The sequence below is a fragment of the Tumebacillus lipolyticus genome (assembly GCF_042682745.1).
Classification (GTDB): domain Bacteria; phylum Bacillota; class Bacilli; order Tumebacillales; family Tumebacillaceae; genus Tumebacillus_A; species Tumebacillus_A lipolyticus.
In genome coordinates, this window is sequence record NZ_JBHUIO010000005.1 from 305,484 (window position 1) to 323,575 (window position 18,092).

The 18,092-nt window shown below is 56.3% G+C and carries 16 protein-coding genes and 1 other annotated feature; of the genes, 1 reads left to right on the top strand and 15 read right to left on the bottom strand.

Features of this window, described 5'->3' with window-relative positions:
* Positions 1–25 precede the first annotated feature (25 nt).
* Together ACFSOY_RS06740 and ACFSOY_RS06745 are read right to left on the bottom strand one after the other, a co-directional pair.
* A complete protein-coding gene (locus tag ACFSOY_RS06740; RefSeq protein WP_386045032.1) occupies positions 26–796 on the bottom strand; it encodes an SDR family NAD(P)-dependent oxidoreductase in 771 nt (256 codons plus the stop codon).
* A gap of 89 nt (positions 797–885) precedes the next feature.
* Positions 886–1,434, bottom strand: a complete 549-nt coding sequence (locus tag ACFSOY_RS06745) for a hypothetical protein (protein ID WP_386045034.1) — start codon at positions 1,432–1,434, stop codon at positions 886–888.
* Between the two features lie 96 nt (positions 1,435–1,530).
* Here ACFSOY_RS06745 and ACFSOY_RS06750 point away from each other — a divergent pair, with 96 nt between their 5' ends.
* Positions 1,531–3,126 carry a M2 family metallopeptidase gene (locus ACFSOY_RS06750; protein WP_386045036.1) on the top strand — a complete coding sequence of 532 codons (1,596 nt, stop codon included), beginning with the start codon at positions 1,531–1,533 and terminating at the stop codon, positions 3,124–3,126.
* Positions 3,127–3,167: 41 nt separating this feature from the next.
* Here ACFSOY_RS06750 and ACFSOY_RS06755 read toward each other — a convergent pair whose 3' ends face one another.
* The 13 genes from ACFSOY_RS06755 to ACFSOY_RS06815 form a co-directional block, all read right to left on the bottom strand.
* A complete protein-coding gene (locus tag ACFSOY_RS06755; protein WP_386045038.1) occupies positions 3,168–4,313 on the bottom strand; it encodes an ATP-binding protein in 1,146 nt (381 codons plus the stop codon).
* Between the two features lie 154 nt (positions 4,314–4,467).
* Positions 4,468–6,183, bottom strand: a complete 1,716-nt coding sequence (gene argS / locus ACFSOY_RS06760) for an arginine--tRNA ligase (RefSeq protein WP_386045040.1) — start codon at positions 6,181–6,183, stop codon at positions 4,468–4,470.
* A gap of 61 nt (positions 6,184–6,244) precedes the next feature.
* Positions 6,245–6,471 (bottom strand) — a binding site (T-box leader).
* A gap of 40 nt (positions 6,472–6,511) precedes the next feature.
* Complete coding sequence (locus ACFSOY_RS06765) at positions 6,512–6,751, bottom strand: YkvA family protein (RefSeq protein WP_386045042.1); 240 nt, start codon at positions 6,749–6,751, stop codon at positions 6,512–6,514.
* A gap of 38 nt (positions 6,752–6,789) precedes the next feature.
* A complete protein-coding gene (locus ACFSOY_RS06770; RefSeq protein WP_386045044.1) occupies positions 6,790–8,325 on the bottom strand; it encodes a fumarate hydratase in 1,536 nt (511 codons plus the stop codon).
* Between the two features lie 148 nt (positions 8,326–8,473).
* Entirely contained in the window at positions 8,474–9,838 is a 1,365-nt protein-coding gene (gene murC, locus ACFSOY_RS06775; RefSeq protein ID WP_386045046.1) for a UDP-N-acetylmuramate--L-alanine ligase, read from the bottom strand.
* Positions 9,839–9,978: 140 nt separating this feature from the next.
* A complete protein-coding gene (locus ACFSOY_RS06780) occupies positions 9,979–10,875 on the bottom strand; it encodes a cation diffusion facilitator family transporter (protein ID WP_386045048.1) in 897 nt (298 codons plus the stop codon).
* Positions 10,876–10,997: 122 nt separating this feature from the next.
* The gene (locus ACFSOY_RS06785) at positions 10,998–11,264 is read right to left on the bottom strand and encodes a DUF6154 family protein (protein WP_386045050.1); all 267 of its coding nucleotides are present in this window, start codon (positions 11,262–11,264) and stop codon (positions 10,998–11,000) included.
* Positions 11,265–11,440: 176 nt separating this feature from the next.
* Positions 11,441–11,725 (bottom strand): hypothetical protein, encoded by a 285-nt coding sequence (locus ACFSOY_RS06790; protein ID WP_386045052.1) that lies wholly within the window; start codon positions 11,723–11,725, stop codon positions 11,441–11,443.
* Positions 11,726–11,867: 142 nt separating this feature from the next.
* The gene (locus ACFSOY_RS06795) at positions 11,868–12,812 is read right to left on the bottom strand and encodes a DUF4097 family beta strand repeat-containing protein (protein WP_386045054.1); all 945 of its coding nucleotides are present in this window, start codon (positions 12,810–12,812) and stop codon (positions 11,868–11,870) included.
* Between the two features lie 124 nt (positions 12,813–12,936).
* Positions 12,937–14,100, bottom strand: coding sequence for a S8 family peptidase (locus tag ACFSOY_RS06800; RefSeq protein ID WP_386045055.1), 1,164 nt, complete (start codon positions 14,098–14,100; stop codon positions 12,937–12,939).
* Between the two features lie 84 nt (positions 14,101–14,184).
* Entirely contained in the window at positions 14,185–15,345 is a 1,161-nt protein-coding gene (locus ACFSOY_RS06805; protein WP_386045057.1) for a S8 family peptidase, read from the bottom strand.
* Between the two features lie 254 nt (positions 15,346–15,599).
* Positions 15,600–16,763 carry a S8 family serine peptidase gene (locus tag ACFSOY_RS06810; protein WP_386045058.1) on the bottom strand — a complete coding sequence of 388 codons (1,164 nt, stop codon included), beginning with the start codon at positions 16,761–16,763 and terminating at the stop codon, positions 15,600–15,602.
* A gap of 76 nt (positions 16,764–16,839) precedes the next feature.
* On the bottom strand, positions 16,840–18,000 hold the full coding sequence (locus ACFSOY_RS06815) for a S8 family peptidase (protein WP_386045060.1): 1,161 nt from the start codon (positions 17,998–18,000) through the stop codon (positions 16,840–16,842).
* Positions 18,001–18,092: the final 92 nt, after the last annotated feature.

An 18,092-nucleotide genomic window follows, 5' to 3' on the forward strand; every position in this document is an offset into this window, starting at 1 on the left:
CTCTAAGTTTAATTTACCACAACTTTTAGCGTCTTGCCACTTTCCCCGCGCCCGCCTGATCGGTCGGCTTGACGATGATCGCATCGATGTTCACATGCTTGGGGCGAGTCGCTGCAAAGGCGACGCAGTCTGCAACATCTTCTGCAACCAGCGGCGTCATCCCTGCATAGACCGCATCTGCCCGCTGCTGATCTTCGAGCCGCACCATCGAAAATTCGGTGTTGACCAGCCCTGGATCGACAGTCGTCACCCGAACGGGCAGTCCGAGCAGCTCTTGGCGCAGCGCGTCGGTGATCGCGCGCACCGCAAACTTGGTCGCACAATAGACCGCACCGCCCGCATACGCTTCACGCCCGGCGATCGAGCCGATGTTGATCACATGGCCGTTTCCGCCCTGCACCATGTGCGGAACGCACGCGCGGGTCATCATCAGCAGCCCTTTGACGTTCGTATCGATCATCTGATCCCAGTTGCTCGCCTCTTCCTCATCGATCACATGCGCCACGCCTTTGGCCAGACCTGCGTTGTTCAGCAGCAGGTCGAGGCGACCATGCGCTTCGATCACAGCGGCGACAAAAGAGTTGACCTGCTCCTCCTGTCGCACATCGAGCTCCATCACGAACGGCCGCTTGCCCGTCTCCGCCAAGATCTGCGCTGCGACCTCGCTCAACTTCTCCGCTCGGCGCGCACCGAGCGCCACCTGAAACCCTTCGCGCGCCAACGCGATCGCGCTGGCTGCTCCAATCCCGTTCGATGCGCCGGTGATGATGGCGACCTGCCCTTCCACTCTGCTCATTCCGCTTCGCTCCTTCAATTCGATTCAATTCGATTTCTCACCATTTCGCTTTCCGACCCAGAAGCTCCTGCCGCCAAGTCGGGCGAAACTTAGCGCGAGTTGCCGATCTGCTCGATCGTCTCCAGCGAGAGGACGAGATGGTCGAGCAGCGACACGACATCCTCGATGTTGTCCTCATCGATCTTGCCGGCAAGCGGCAGGGTGATGCGATAGATCCCGCTCGGCGTTTCATCGCTCCGGTCGCCAGCATGCGGCGCGAACGATTCGACGCGCTCGTGCTGGACAGCCGCCACATCTCCCCACACCGCCCGCAGATGCTCATCGATCGCACCGCTGTTCACCGCCATGCGCAGAGGCAAGTCGAATGAAAGGGTCAAGCGCGACCCTGGCACCTCATCTGCCAACCTCATCCGGCGCAGCTCCGAGGCAAAATCGACCAGGTTGGACGACAGCTCCAGCTTCGCTTGGCAGGTCGCATCCTGCTGCTTCTCCATCCGCATCGCAAACCTGCGCGACATCGAGGCGAGATCGACCAGATCTTCCCTCCCGACGATCAGGATGCGACCTGTGCGATCCAGATCGTACAAAGCTCCTTCAAACACCACTTTCAGATTGTCATAGATGGTCGGATCGAACACCATAGATCCCTCCCTTTGCTTGAAAATTCCCCCAACTCTTATGGTACAATAAGGTATCCCATTTCCAAATTTTTGAGTGACGAAGGAGGATATACATTGAACACCGAGATGCAACAATTTTTGGATCGGTTCGTTCCCCAATACCGTGAGCTGACCATCGCCTTTAACATCGCCTATTGGGAAGCGACCACGACGGGCAACACCGAGGCGGATGAGCGCTACAGCGCGCTCAAGTCCGACTATCTGAAACTGCTGGCCGACCGCGAAGCGTTTGCGGAGCTCAAGCGCTTGAAAGAGAGCGGCGGCGTGACCGACCCGCTGCTCGCGCGCCAGCTCGTCCTGCTCTATAATCTGTGCCAACAGCAGCAGATGGATGATGCGGACATCGAGAAGCTCGTTCGGATAGAGACGGAGATCGAAGGCGTGTACAACACGTTCCGTGCCACGATCGACGGCGAGAAAAAATCGGACAACGAAGTGAATGAGCTGCTGCGCACCGAGACGGACAACGAGAAGCGCAAAGCTGCCTGGGAAGGCTCCAAACAGATCGGCACCGTCGTGGGAGACAAGGTGATCGAGGTGGTCAAGTTCCGCAACGAGCTGGCCAAAAAGTTCGGCTACGAAAACTTCTACACGATGAACCTGACCCTGCAAGAGCTCGATGAGCAAGAGCTGTTCACCCTGCTCGGCGAGCTGGAGCGGGCGACGCTCGCCCCCTACAAGGAGATGAAGCGGTCGCTCGATGAGGAGCTCGCCGAGCGCTATGGCATCGAGCCTTCCGAGATGCGCCCCTGGCACTATTCGGACCCGTTCTTCCAAGAGGTGCCCGTCTCCTCAGACCTCAACCTCGACAAATATTTTGAGCACCAGGATGTTGTCACCCTGACCAAATCGTATTTTGACAGCATCGGGCTGACCGACATGCAGAAGATCATCGACAATTCGGACCTGTTCGAGCGGGAAGGCAAATATCAGCACGCCTACTGCACCAACATCGACCGTGAAGGCGACACGCGGATGCTCTGCAACGTGCGCAACAACGACTACTGGATGTCGACGATGCTGCACGAAGCGGGACACGCCGTCTATGATTACTACAACGATCCGAGCCTCCCTTACGTGTTGCGCGACTGCGCGCACACCTTGACCACCGAGGCGATCGCCATGCTGTTCGGGCGCCTGACGAAAAGCGCCGATTGGCTGATCAAGATCGCCGGCGTCCCTGCGGAGGAGGCGAAAGCGCTGGAAGATGCGTTCAACCGCCAGCTCACCCGCACGATGTTGATCTTTGTGCGCTGGAATCTGGTCATGACCCATTTTGAGCGCGATATGTACAACAACCCTGACCAAGATCTGAACAAGCTGTGGTGGGACTATGTGGAGCGCTTCCAGCTCGTCACCCGTCCAGCAGATCGCAACCAGCCAGACTGGGCGGCCAAAATTCACCTGGCGATCGTACCCGTCTATTACCAGAACTACATGTTGGGCGAGCTGACCGCATCGCAGCTGCAAGCTTCGCTTGAGCAAGAGCTCGACATCAACTCGATCACCGGGGACGAGCGCATCGGCGCCTGGCTGACCGAGCGCGTCTTCAAGCCGGGCTCGCGCTGGCATTGGAACGAGATGATCGAGAAGGCGACCGGCGAACCGCTCACACCGAAACATTTCGTCCACCAGTTTGTACAAGCTTGATCGCAGACAGAAAAAGGGTGGGGCGCTTGCCCCACCCTTTTTTATTTGGGCAAGCGAATCGCGATCGTCGTCCCTACCCCTTTTTTCGATTGGACATCGATCTGCCCGCGATGCTCCCTGATGATCTTCGAAGAGACGGTCAGACCGAGCCCCGTCCCCTCCGTCTTGGTCGAGTAGAACGGGCTGCCGAGGTTCTGCAGCTCCTCGTCTGTCATGCCGATCCCCGTGTCGATCACCAGCAGGACGACATGCTTGTCCTCCTCTTTTGTCTGCACGGTCAGCGTTCCGCCTACGTTCATCGCTTCCAGCGCGTTTTGCATCAGGTTGAGCACCACCTGCTGGATCGCCTCTTTGTGCATCAAAACGTGCGACAGCTTGGTCAGATCGGTGACCACCTGAATGTTGCGCAGGATCGCCTGGTTTTGCACGAGCACCAACACCCGCTCGATCACCGAGTTCAGACAAGCCTGCTCGCGAATCACATCGCTCGGCTTGGTCATCAGCAGAAAATCGCGAATGATCTTCTCCATCCGATCCACCTCTTCGACCATGATCCGCGTGTACTCCTTTATCTCGCTCTCCTGCTCCATCGTCTTCAAGCGGTGCTCCAACAGCTGGAGAAACCCCTTGATCGAGGTCAGCGGATTGCGAATCTCATGAGCGGTCGCCGCCGCCAGTTGGCCGACGACCGCCAATTTTTCCGATTGGATGATCTCGCGCTGGAACTTCTTCTCCTCTGTCACATCGCGAAAGCAGAGGACACCTCCGACGCGACCACCCTTTTCGTCATACAGATCGGACCATTCAAAATCGCTGAGGATGCGCTCGCCAACTTTCAGTTCGATCGCACCGCGCGCCAAGATCTGATCGAGCAATTCCTGCGGGTTCTCCACCTGCAGGCGGGACAGCACATCGAGCGCGCTCTGGCCTTGCAGCTCGCTCTGTGAGCTCTTGATCCATTCCCGTCCCTTTTGATTGATCTCCAGCAAGGTAAAGTCGGGCTGAAACAGCAAAATCGCTCGAGGATCTGCTTCGATCACATAGCGATAGCGGGCGTGGAGGAGCGCTCCTGCTCGCTGAGCCGTTTCCTGTGCGGCTAGACGTCTGGTTCGATCAATATAGTATGCCGCAGTCATCAGGCACATTGCTACCATCACCCATTGCAGACCGGATATATGCAGATCCATCGAATCCCTCCCTGAAGCAGGTCCTCTCCTGCTTAAAGAGATTCGGCATATTTTGGGTGAACTCCTCTGTAATTCTAAATTTTGTACACAATGAGTGAACAAAACTGGTGATGGTTAAGAATAGATCTACGGAAACCTTATTGAAATTTACTTCTTACATCTCAGCAGGAGCTTCCAGCCCGAGCAGACGCAGCCCCTCGTGGAGCACAGTTGCCGTGGCTGCCACCAGCTGCAGACGAGCATTTTTCACCGCTTCCTCTTCAGCCAACACCCGCACGTTCGCGTAGAACTTGTTAAACGCTTGGGCGAGATCGATGATCCACTTGCCGAGCGCAGACGGATCGAACTCCTCCCCTGCGCGCTTGATCACGTTCGGGAAGTTGAGCAACAGCGTAACCACCGCCCACGCTTCCGCCCCTTCGAGCGCCCCTGCCGGCAACACCACATCGCTCGACTCCACATAGCCCGCTTTGCGCAGGATCGAGTTGGCGCGCGCATGCGTGTATTGCACATAAGGCCCTGTCTCGCCTTCGAAAGTCAGCATCTCTTCCCACGAGAAGTTGATATCGTTCATCCGGTAGTTTTTCAGGTCGTGGAAGATGATCGCACCGACGCCGACCTGTTCGGCCACCTGGTCTTTGTTTGCCAGATTGGGGTTCTTCTCGGCGATGACCTTTTTCACATCGGCGATCGCCGCTTGCAGCACTTCGTCGAGCAGGATGACCTTGCCTTTGCGGGTGGACATCTTCTTGCCATCTTTGAGCATCATCCCAAACGGGATGTGATGCATCTCTGCCGCCCATCCGTATCCCATCTTCTCCAACACTTTGAACACCTGGCGGAAGTGCAGGCGCTGCTCGTTGCCGACCACATAGAGCGCCTTGGCAAACTGGTAGGTGTCCTGACGATAGAGGGCGGCCGCCAGATCGCGCGTTGCGTACAGGGTTGCACCGTCCGATTTTTTGATCAGGCAAGGCGGCATGTCGTACTCATCCAGTTTGACGACCATCGCGCCCTCATCCTCGACGAGCAGGCCTTTCGCTTCCAGCTCGTTCACGACGCGATCCATCTTGTCGTTGTAAAAAGCCTCGCCATGCAGGGAGTCGAACTTGATGCCCATCAGCGCGTACGTTTTGTTAAACTCCTTCAGCGACTCGTCGCGGAACCATTGCCAGAGCTGCTGCGCCTCTTGATCGCCATCCTCCAGCTTTTTAAACCACTCGCGGCCTTGATCTTCGAGCGACGGGTCTGCTTTCGCTTCATCGTGGAACTGCACGTACAGCTTGAGCAGCTCCGGAATCGGGTTTTGTTGAACGGCCGCTTCGCTGCCCCACTTCTTGTAGGCGACGATCAGCTTGCCAAACTGGGTTCCCCAGTCGCCGAGGTGGTTGATCCGCACCGGCTGGTACCCGATCTTCGCCAACAGGTTGGCCTGCGCGTTGCCGATGACGGTCGAGCGCAGATGGCCCATCGAAAACGGCTTGGCGATGTTCGGGGAGGACAGGTCGATCGTCACATGCGCTCCGCCGCCGATGTCTGCCGATCCATAGCCCGCCTTTTCGGTCAAGATGGTCGCGATCACATCTTTGGCCACCGCCTGCTGATCGAGGAATAAGTTGATGTACGCGCCGACCACCTGCACGCTGCCCACCGGAACGCCTGCCGCTTGCAGGGCGGGAGTCAGTCGCTCGGCAACTTCGCTTGCGATCATCGGCGGCGCTTTGCGCATCGTCTTCGCCAGCTGGAAGCACGGGAACGCCAAGTCGCCCATCTTCAGATCTTTTGGCGTCTCCAGGATCCGCTGTACCGCCTCCACTTCGAGGTCGACCACCTGGGCGATCGTTGCTGCAATCTTGTCTTTGTAGATCATACGAGCCACTCACCTTTTACCAGAATAGTAGTTTCAAATGAAAAAAGCTCTCGTCTCTGTGTAAAGAGACGAGAGCTGTTGCTCCCGCGGTACCACTCTTGTTGCCCATGCATTGCTGATGAGCCAACTTCTGTATCTGCTGTAACGGGCAGAACCGGCACGCCCTACGCAAAAGGTTCAGGCGGCGTCTCCGAGGTGCGCTTCTCCACATGCTTCCCTGTCAGGCTTCCACCCTCCCTGACTCGCTGAAGTTCCACAAGCGGATACTCTCCTCATCGCTGACATTTTCTTAGTCCCTATTATAGCGCCAAGCGATCGATTCGGCAACTCAGCCGACGATGCGAGTGCGGCGCACATAGCGGTTGTACGTTTTGTAAAACAGGGTGACCGTGCCGATCAAGCAGGCGAAGTCATCCACATATCCCACGAGGAGCAGAAAATCGGGGATCAGATCGATCGGCGAGATGATGTAGACGACCCCACCTGCGATCAACAGTTTGTCTCGCACCGGAGTTTGCTTGTCCTTAAACATTCCGACCACATTTTCAAAAAATCCAGGTCCTCTCATCTGTGCCGCACCCTCTCCCATCAATCTTCACCCTCGACTTAAAACACTTTCTCCGCAAAGTCGGAGAGCTTGCGCAGCGATTGGTTATCGATGTCAGCATGCAAGGAGTTGCCGTGCGCATCCATCGTGACGATCGCCGCAAAGCCTTCGACCTGCAGGTGCCACATCGCCTCTGGAATCCCAAACTCCAGGAAGTCGACACCGTTCACCTTTTTCACGCAGCGCGCATAATATTGGGCTGCTCCGCCGATCGCGTTCAGGTAGACCGCACCGTGCTCCTGCAAGCCTTTGAGCGTCTTCGGTCCCATGCCGCCCTTCCCGATCACCGCGCGCAGGCCAAACTTCTTGATGATGTCCGCCTGATACGGCTCTTCGCGGGACGAGGTGGTCGGGCCGGCCGCTTTGACATGCCATTCGCCCTGTTGATCTTTGAGCATGACCGGACCGCAGTGGTAGATCACGCCGCCGCTCAGATCGACCGGGGAGGTGTGCTCCGGCTCGATCATATATTTGTGGAACGCATCGCGGCCAGTGTGCATCTCGCCGTTGATGATCACCACGTCGCCCACCTTCAGATCGCGCACCTGCTCCTCGCTGATCGGCGCTTGCAGCACGACCGTGCGGGTGTCGTCGCTGTCAGTTTCACCCGCATTTTTGGTCAGGTCGAACGCTTCGACCGACTCTTGGAACTGCCACTCTCTGATCTCGCCCGAGCTCGCATCGAGCACCACGCCGAGGCGACGGAACGCCCAGCAGTTGTAGGCGACAGACACGTAGAACGAGGCGGGGAGACGGTTCATCACGCCGATCTTACAGCCGAGCAAGGACACTTTGCCGCCAAACCCCATCGTGCCGACGCCCAGCTGGTTGGCAGTCTCCATCACATACTCTTCCAGCTTGGCGAGCTCCGGAATCGGGTTGACATCATCGGTGCGGCGGAACAGTTGGTCTTTCGCCAGCGTGTAGCCGGAGGTGCGATCGCCGCCGATGCCGACGCCGATAAACCCGGCGGAACAGCCTTGACCTTGTGCCTGATAGACCGCATGCAGAATGCACTTGCGGATCCCGTCGAGGTCGCGGCCCGCTTTGCCCAACCCGTCCAGCTCTGTCGGCAGGGCGTACTGAATGTTTTTGTTCTCACAGCCGCCGCCCTTCAAGATCAGCTGCACTTCAATATCATCTCGTTCCCATTGCTCGAAGTGGATCACCGGGGTGCCCGGGCCTAAGTTGTTGCCCGAGTTTACGCCGGTCAGTGAATCGACCGAGTTCGGGCGCAGTTTCCCCATCTTGGTCGCTTCCTCGATCGCCGCATAGATCTGCTTTTTCATCACGATCTGGTTCGCGCCAACCGGGACGTGCAGGTGGAAGGTCGGCATGCCGGTGTCTTGGCAGATCGGCGCTTCTTCTTCCTGCGCCATCACGATGTTTTCTGCGATCGTGTCCAGCGCGAGGGAGGAACGGTTGCCCATCTCCTCTTCCAGGCGCGCCTTCATCACCGCTTTGCGGACATCGGACGGCAGGTTGGTCGATGTTTCGATGATCAGTTTGAGCATGCTCGCTTGAAATTGTTGCATGTATCTCTAGTCCCCTTTGTCAGGCATTTTCCAGTAAACTCCGCAAGTGTATCCAAACATCTTCATTATAGAAAAGTTCCCTCGATCTTGCAATTTACCAGCAGACCGATACAAAAAAGACCGAGGTTCCCCTCGGTCCAGAACATGCTTATGCGTGCACAGAGATCAGCCGTTCCCCGATCCCGCGGATGTCGCCTGCGCCCATCGTCAGCACCAAGCCTGTGCTGCCCGCGCGCTGTTGCAAAATCCACTCGGTACCTTCCTCCAGCGTGTTGACCAGGTGCACCGTCTTCCCGCGCTCCGCAATCTTTTCGGCGAGCAGGTTGGTCAGCTCTTCCGCCCGGTCGCTCTTCTCGCGAGCAGACTGGTACACTTTGACCAGCATCACTTCATCTGACAGCGTCAGCGCGTCGGCAAACTCGTCGAGAAACGCCATCGTCCGCGAGATGGTGTGCGGTTGAAAGACGGTGAGCAGATGATCCTCCGGGAAGGAGCGCTGCACCGCCCGCAAGGTCGCTTCGATCTCGCTCGGATGGTGTGCGTAATCATCGTAGATCGCCAGTTGCTCCACCTGTCCGAGGTAGTCGAATCGACGATAGACTCCTCCAAATTCTGCGAACGAAGCTCGCACCGCTTCAAACGGAATCTGCAAGATTCGCGAAAGGGCGATGACCGCCAGCACGTTCAGCACGTTGTGCTCGCCGATCGCTCGCACTTCCAGCCTGCCGAGCAGCCGATCGCGCTCCCAGACGTTGAAGGACAACAGCCCCCTGTGTTCGGCAACATCGGTCGCCCAAATATCGTTCGTATCGTTTAAGCCGAAATAGAGCACCTTACCCTTGGAGGAGAGCTTCCTGCAAAGCTCCTGATCCCCCCAAGTGATCAAGACTCCGTCAGAGGGAACTTTGTCCACAAACGTCTGAAACGCCTCAAACACATCGTCGATCCCGGAGAAATAGTCGGGGTGGTCGAAGTCGATGTTGTTGACGATGGCGATCTTCGGGTTGTAATTGAGGAAGCTGCGGCGATACTCGCACGCTTCTGCCACCATAAACCCGTGCCCGAAACGAGCGTTGGAGCCGATGTTATAGTTTTTGCTCCCGATGATGGCGAGCGGATCATGCTTTGCCTGAAGGAGCATGTTGGCGATCATCGAAGTGGTCGTCGTCTTCCCGTGCGTGCCGGAGACGGTGATCGCAGCTTCGTTGTGGCCTTCCATCAGACGACCGAGCATCTGCGGATAGGTCAACACTTCGATTCCGAGCTCTTTCGCTTTTTGAATCTCGATATGATCATCTCCGTACGCCGGAGAATGGCAGACGATATCAGCATGTTGCACGTTCTCGACAGACGGACCAGTGATCTGTGTGATGCCAGCTTGGTGCAACAGTTCATCTGTAAAAAATACCGCGTCCGTGTCCGAACCGGTCACCTCGCAGCCCATGCGTGCGAACACTTGCGCGAGCGCACTTATGCCTGAGCCTTTGATTCCCACGAAGTGGATTTTCTGCATGGACGTACCTCCCAGTATTCTCTCCCAAACGCCAAAAGCATCTTGATGGGGACAACAGTCTTAGTATGGGCAAAAGAGCAAGAAAATGCAATTGTTGATTTATTACATTCATGTGTCTCCCGCGATCAAAAAGGGACGCCCTAGCGGTGTCCCTTCTTTTCTGTAGAAACATCCACCGGTTCAACGTGGATGTGCACATATTCGATCTTTTCCTTGTCGAACAGCAGCTTTTCGATCTGCTCGGTGATATCGTGCGATTCGCCGACCGTCAACCGCTCATCGACGCCGATCACCGCATCGACATATACGTTGCTGCCATAGGTGCGCGCCTTGATATCGACGATCGAGTGCACCTGCGGCACACCTAATATCATATCTTCCAACACTTTCAGATGTGCTTCATCAAACCCATCGGTCAGCGCATGCACCGCTTCTCGAAAGATCTGGTAGGCGGTCTTCAAGATGATCAGGCCGACGAGGACAGCTGCGATCGGATCGAGCCAGTGCCAGCCAAACTGCGCGCCCAAGATGCCGACAAACGCACCGATCGAAACGAACGCGTCAGAGCGGTTATCTGCCGCTGCAGCCAACACCGCCTGCGAGTTGATCCGCTTGCCCAAGCGCCCGTTATACGTTCCGACGATCAGCATCACGCCTGCCGAAAACAGCGCAACCCACATCGAGATCGGATCGGGTACGACAAAGTTGCGGTCGATCATGCTCTGCACCGCATCCCACAGCACGTTGATGCTGACGCCCGCCATGATCAGCGCAGCGATAAAGGTAGCGACCGTCTCCGCTCGGTAGTGGCCATATTTGTGATCATCGTCTGCCGGTTTCCGCGCGATGCGCAGACCGATCAGGACGGCGACAGAGGCGACGATGTCTGTCGAGTTGTTCAGACCATCGGCAAACAGCGCTTTCGAATCGGATGCGTAGCCAACAACCAGCTTTAAAATGGACAGGATCAGATAGGCGATGATGCTGATCCATGCACCACGTTCTCCCTGTTTCATCTTGTCTAGTTTGTCATCCATCGTCCCCGCTCCCATCTCAAAAGACTCTGCATGTAAGATGGTACTCTCCGCACCTCGTTTTAGTCTACAGAAACGTTTTTGGGTGCGGGCAACAATCTCGCGGGGCTTTCGTCCTCCAACTCTCAATGGAGGTCGCCCTCCTCTGAAGCTGGCCAGCCATCATGCTTTCCGACCCCCTCTTGGGTCATCATCTCGCGCAGTTGATCGACCATATACCGCCCGAGCATCTCATACAGCTCTTCGCGCTCCAGCTCCTGAATCATCGCCAGCAGATCGTCCTTTGCCAAGCTCTCTAATATTCCAGAGACGATGATCGCCGCATCTTCTTCATCGCCAACCAGTTGGTCTTTGTAATGGTGATAGAGTTGGTTCACCAGTTTCATCGTCATCCGCTCCGCACCCCTTCCGCGTAAACTTTGCCCGATCTATTGTTTCCCACCGCGATGGAATTCATTTGTATCTGTCTCCCAAAAGCTGCTCACACAAAAGGCGATAGAGCTTCCGCGCTTCCCTTGCTGGAATCTGCTCTACCGCCTCTGCGGGTAACTTTCAGTTGTCAGCTCGATCACTTCTGCACAGTACCTCCTGCATGTTTTTGCGAAAACATCTCATACATCAACATCTCTTGCCGCAGATCCTGCAAGCGGCTTTTCACGCGCTCTCGCTCCACCGCATTTCCAGAGACGATCGCATCGTGCAAGGACATCAGCTCGTAATCAAGTTCGAGCCGCAGCACCGGAATCCTCGCTTCGATCGCTCGGCTCAACAGCGCTTTCTTCACATCTTCACTCGACACATGGATCGGCCTCTCGCAGTCAACTTTGTTTCGTTTACCATTGAGCTCCATCATCAACGTCGCCTCCCCGTCTTTGTGATAGAAGTTTCTTGTCTCCATTATACTCAATTTTCAGACTTTTCGCCATCACCGACCGACCGATTTCAATAAAAAAGGCGGTCTGCAAAAGGATTTCCCCCTCTGCGACCGCTCTTCCTCAGTCTTGGATCACCCGCAGGTCGCCGCTCGACGTATCCACTCGGACGGACGGTCCACCCGTGCCGATCTCCGCGATGAACGAACCTTTTTCCTGACGGGAGATCTGCATCGGAAACTCCACGTTCGCCTCGCCAGAAGAACTGCGGAAATTGAGTTTCATGTACGAATTGCTCGGCAGTCGCACCTCAACATTCCCAGAAGATGTCGAAAGGTCGATATTCTCCTGCAAGGCGCTCATCCCGATGCGAAGCTCACCGGATGTAGAGTTCGCTTTTACCTTCCCAGTCAGATCGCTCATCAGCAGATCGCCAGAGCTACTCTCCGCCTCCAGCGACTCCCCCGTCCACTTGCGCAGTCCGACCTGGCCGGAGGAAGTTTCCGCATACAGCCTGCCGATCAGGTTTTGCAGCTGCATATCGCCAGATGATGTTCTGAATTTGAGCGACTTCCCTTGGATATCTCCCCCCTGGATATCACCAGAGGACGATCTTAGGACGACCGTCTCCGCCTTCAGCCCTTTTGCTTCGATATCGCCCGATGAGGTGGAGACGGCAAGTTCATTGAACACCTTTTCCGGCAGCCGCACATCGAGGCGAAGGTTGCGCTCATTGGTGAAGCCGATCTGAAAGCTCCACTCCCGCTCAACCTCGACCTTGAGCACATCACCGCTCAGCGCGGTGTTCACCTGGTAATCCCCACCGCCAAAACCGCCGTTTTTCACTTGCCCGGTAAAATCGACATGTATTTGATCATCGTTCGACTTGAGCAGGTTCACATCTGTGCTCGAAGTGCTGATCTGCACAGAAGCTACCTTCTCCCCCTCGACCGTCTTGTGCTCATCATAATTGCGCGTTTCCTGATTGAACAAGAACAGGGAGCTGATCACTCCACCCAAGACCAGCACTCCGAGTACAGATGCGACAGCAATCCTTGTAGCTTTCATCTCCGATTCCCCTCCATCCTTCTCTTTCTATTGACGAAAGATTTTACGGAAATCCTTCAAAAAAGTTTCAAAAAAAGAACACCTCTTCAAACTGCCTAGGAAGAGGTGTGAACAGAATGATCGTTTACAGCGAGTTGCGAACGTTTAAACGCCCGCATTGCCAATAGGTGCCCGTGCCGGTGATCGGGTCTGCCCCGGCGCAAAGCTTGCTTTCGATCCCTGCGTTTGAGATGCCAGGATTGGCAGCTCGCACCAGCCCGGCTGCGCCGGCAACCATCGGAGTGGACATCGAGGCGCCCGACATGGTCGTCATGCCCCCGCCCATCTTGGTCGAGAGGATCGAAGTTCCTGGAGCTGCGATGTCAACCCAAGTCCCGTACGTGGTGAAGGAAGCTTTGTTATCTGCACTGTCTGTCGCTGCGACCGAGAAGACGTGGTTGTAGGCGGCCGGATAGTTCTTGGTCGTGCTCGCCGATCCACCAGCCGCCGCCACGATAAATGCGCCTGCGCTCCACGCATTGTCGATCGCCGTCTGGAAGGCGGTGCTTGCGCTCGATCCGCCCAGCGACAACGAGATGATCTGCGCGCCGTTGGTCACCGCCCAGTTCACCCCGCTGATGATGTCAGACGTGTAGCCCGATCCTGCGGCGTTCAACACTTTGACCGGCATGATCTTCGCGTTCCAATCCACCCCCGCACCGTCGATGCTGTTGTTAGTGCTCGCCGCTGCGATCCCGGCTATATGAGTGCCGTGGCCGTTGTCATCGTCGGCGATGCTGTCCCCGTTGACAAAATCATAGCCTGGCACGATCTTCGCGACCAGATCTGGATGATCGAGATCCACCCCGGTGTCGATGATCGCGATCTTCGACGACGTCGAACCGAGCGTATAGTCCCACGCTTGCGGCGCGTTGATCTTTTGCAAGTGCCACTGGCTGGAGTAGGCGGGATCGTTCGGGACTGCGTTTGCCGTCATGATCGCATCGAGCTCCGCGTGTTCCACACTCTCGTCCGCCTTCAGCTGAGCGAGCACTTTACCCGCTTGCCCAGCCGGCACTTTCAGCACTTTCCAATCGCTGTCGAGCGATTTTTTCACCGTCGCGCCATGCTTGGCAGCAACGCTTGCCGATCGATCCGCTTTTCCCGCCTTCAGCTTGACGATGATCTGGTCGGTGCTGACAGAGATCCCTTCTGCTGTTGTCGCCGCCGTCACACCTGCTGTCGGCAATAGGGCTGTCCCCAGTGCCACCGCGAGAATGGCGCTGGCTGCTCGCATTCTTTTGCTCAATTGGATCGCCTCCTCTTTTTCTGCTTGCTTCTATAAAACCCCCTCTCCTTCCGAAGAAGAAGAGGGGGTCGTGAACCCCTGTGCTTACAGGGAGTTGAGTGCGTTTACGCGGCCGTATTGCCACCAACCAGGTACACCGATCGGGTCAGCGCCGCTGAAGATCTTGCTGACGATCCCTGCGTTGGAGAGGCTCGGGTTGTTCGCTCTGACCAGACCTGCCAGACCTGCGACGACCGGAGTCGCCATCGAGGTACCGGACATGGTGGTCATGCCACCGCCGAGGCGAGTCGAAAGGATCGAGGAGCCCGGAGCTCCCACGTGTACCCAAGAGCCGTAGGTGGAGAAAGAGGATCTGTTATCCGCGCTGTCGGTCGAACCGACCGCTACCACGTTGTTGTAGGCAGCCGGGTAGTGTTTTACCGTATTGCCGTTGTTGCCTGCAGCTGCCACGATGACCACGTTATTAGCCCACGCGTTGTTGATCGCCGTTTGGAAGGATGCGTTCGCAGCACCGCCGCCGAGTGACATCGAGATGATGTTCGCACCGTTGGCGACCGCCCAGTTCACGCCATTGATGATGTCAGACGTGTAGCCCGAACCACCAGCGTCAAGAACTTTGACCGGCATGATGCGCGCCTTCCAGTCAACACCAGCACCGTTGAGGTTGTTGTCGGTGCTCGCAGTCGCGATGCCCGCGCAGTGCGTGCCATGACCGTGATCGTCCTGCGCGTTGGTCGTTCCGGTGATCGCGTTGTATCCACCGATGATCTTCGCGGACAGATCCGGATGCGTCAAGTCAACGCCGGTATCGATGATCGCGATCTTCGTCGACGTCGAACCGGTGGTGATGTTCCACGCTGCCGGAGCTTGAATCTTCGGCAAGTGCCACTGGCTGGAGTAGGACGGATCGTTCGGGGTGAGGTCGATCTTCATGATCTGATCGAGCTCTGCGTATTCGACGTTCGGATCAGCTTGCACCTTCGCGAGCGCGTCGCCCACATTCCCATCAGCCACTTTCAGCACTTTCAGGTTGCCGTCGATCGCCTTTTTCACCGAAGCGCCAGCCTTAGCAGCAACTGCTGCCGTCTGATCCACCTTGCTCGGCTTCATCTTCACGATGATCTGGTCAGTGCCAGGGTTTACCACCGCTTCCGACTTTGCTGCGGATACACCCGCTGCCGGAAACAGTGCTGCCCCGAGGGCAACCGCCAGAAATGCTCCTGCTACTTTCTTCATCTTCGCCATTTTGATAGCCTCCTTTATATATCGCGAACTCGAATCGTTCGCTTATAATGTAAGTGTAATGTAATAAATGTAACAACACAAATCAGGAAATCACCCATTTCACCAAATAACGACCACTTTCCACAGCTTTATTCGATAAAACTAAAGATAACGTCAAATTTCTTCATAATATTCTAATAAATACACCCCCTTACTAATAGTGAAGGGGTGTATTGCGAAAATGATTTTCGTGAATGGCTTTCTGAGATTCCTGCTCATAGTGAGTTGAGTGCATTGACGCGGCCATATCTCCACCAGACGCCAGTGCCGGTTATCGGGTCTGCACCAGTGAAGATCTTGTTGACGATCCCCGCGTTGGAGAGGCTCGGATTGTTCGCTCTGACCAGACCTGCCAGACCTGCAACGACCGAAGCAGCCATCGAGGTGCCCGACCAATTGCTCATGCCACCACCCAGTCGAGTCGATCTGATCGAGGTACCTGGGGCTGCCACGTGTACCCACGAGCCATAGGTGGAGTAAGAGGATTTGTTATCCGCGCTGTCTGTCCAAGCGACCGCTACGACGTTGTTGTATCCGGCTGGGTAGCGTCTCACCGTGTTGCCGGAGTTGCCTGCCGGCGCTACGATGACCGCACCTGCCGCCCAAGCGTTGTTGATCTCCGTTTGGAGCACCGCGTTGTAAAGAGAGCTGTCCAACGACATCAAGATGATATGTGCGCCGTTGGCGGCCGCCCACTTCACGCCGAGGATGACGTCAGACGTGTAGCCTGGAGTGCCCGCGTTCACAACTTTGATCGGCATGATACGCGCTTGCCAGTCAACTCCTGCACCCTCCTGATAGTTGTTAGTGCTAGCAGCTGCGACCCCTGCAACCTGAGTTCCATGGCCATGGTCATCCTGCGCGACGCTGTCTCCGTTGGCAAAGTCGTAGCCGGGAATGATCTTCGCCGACAGATCCGGATGGGTGAGATCTACACCCGTGTCGATGATCGCGATCTTCGTCGACGTCGAACCGGTGGTGATGTCCCACGCTGCCGGAGCTTGGATCTTCGTCAGGTGGTATTGGCTGGAGTAGGAGGGATCGTTCGGGGTGAGGCTGATCGTCATGATCGGATCGAGCTCTGCATACTCGACGTTCGGATCAGCTTTTAGCTTGGCGAGCACGTCGCCCACGTTCCCATCCGACACTTTTAGCACTTTCAGGTCGCTGTCGATCGACTTTTTCACTGTCGCACCGCTCTTAGCAGCGACGGTTGCCGTCTGATCCACCTTGCTCGGCTTCATCTTCACGATGATCTGGTCGGTACTTGGAGAAACCGTCGCTTCCGATTTTTCTGCGGTCACTCCCGCGCTCGGCAGCAGAGCCACCCCGAGTGCAACCGCAAGGATTGCGCCCGCTATTTTTTTCACCTTCGCCATTCGGATCGCCCCTTTCCTCATCCATACTTTGCATCCCCTTCACCAGATCGGAGAAGGGATGTATCGAGATCCCTGCTCACAGGGAATTGCGTGCGTTTACGCGGCCACATTGCCACCAGGTAGGAACACCAATCGGGTCTGCTCCAGCGCAGATCTTGCTGATGATCCCCGCGTTGGAAAGGCTCGGGTTCGCCGCGCGAACCAGGCCTGCTACCCCTGCGACGACCGGAGCAGCCATCGAGGTGCCCGACATCGTAGTCATGCCACCGCCGAGGCGAGTCGAAAGGATCGAGGTGCCAGGAGCTGCCACGTATACCCAAGTGCCGTAGGTGGAGAAGGAAGATTTGTTGTCCGCACTGTCGGTCGAAGCGACCGCTACCACGTTGTTATACGCAGCCGGATACTGTTTCACCGTGTTGCCGTTGTTGCCTGCTGCCGCCACGATGATCGCACCTACCGCCCACGCGTTGTTGATCGCCGATTGGAACGAAGCGTTCGCAGCACCACCGCCGAGCGACATGTTGATGATATGCGCGCCGTTAGCAACCGCCCAGTTCACACCGTTGATGATGTCAGATGTGTAGCCCGAACCACCAGCGTCAAGAACTTTGATCGGCATGATTCGCGCTTGCCAATCAACGCCAGCACCGTTGGTGCTGTTGTTGCTGCTCGCAGCTGCAATCCCTGCTACATGAGTACCATGACCGTGGTCGTCCTGTGCATTGGTGGTTCCGGTGATCGCATTGTATCCGCCGATGATCTTTGCGGACAAATCTGGATGGGTAAGATCTACACCCGTATCGATGATCGCGATCTTTGTCGACGTCGAACCAGTGGTGATGTCCCACGCTTGCGGAGCTTGGATCTTCGGCAGGTGGTATTGACTGGAGTAGGATGGATCGTTCGGAGTGACGCTGATCTTCATGATGTGATCGAGCTCTGCGTACTCGACGTTCGCATCATTTTGTAGCTTAGCGAGCACGTCGCCCACATTCCCGTCAGCCACTTTCAGCACTTTCAGGTTGCTGTCGATCGACTTTTTTACCGAAGCGCCAGCCTTAGCAGCGACGGCTGCCGTCTGATCCAGCTTGCTCGGCTTCATCTTCACGATGATCTGGTCGGTGCTTGGAGAAACTGTCGCCTCCGGTTTTTCTGCGGTCGCACCCGCGCTCGGTAACAGAGCTGCCCCGAGGGCAACCGCAAGAATTGCACCCGCTATTTTTTTCACCTTCGCCATTCGGATCGCCCCTTTTCTCATCCATACTTTTCATAGCACCTTAAAAAAATTTGATGATCGTACCGTCTTTCTTATAAACACACCCCTTCACC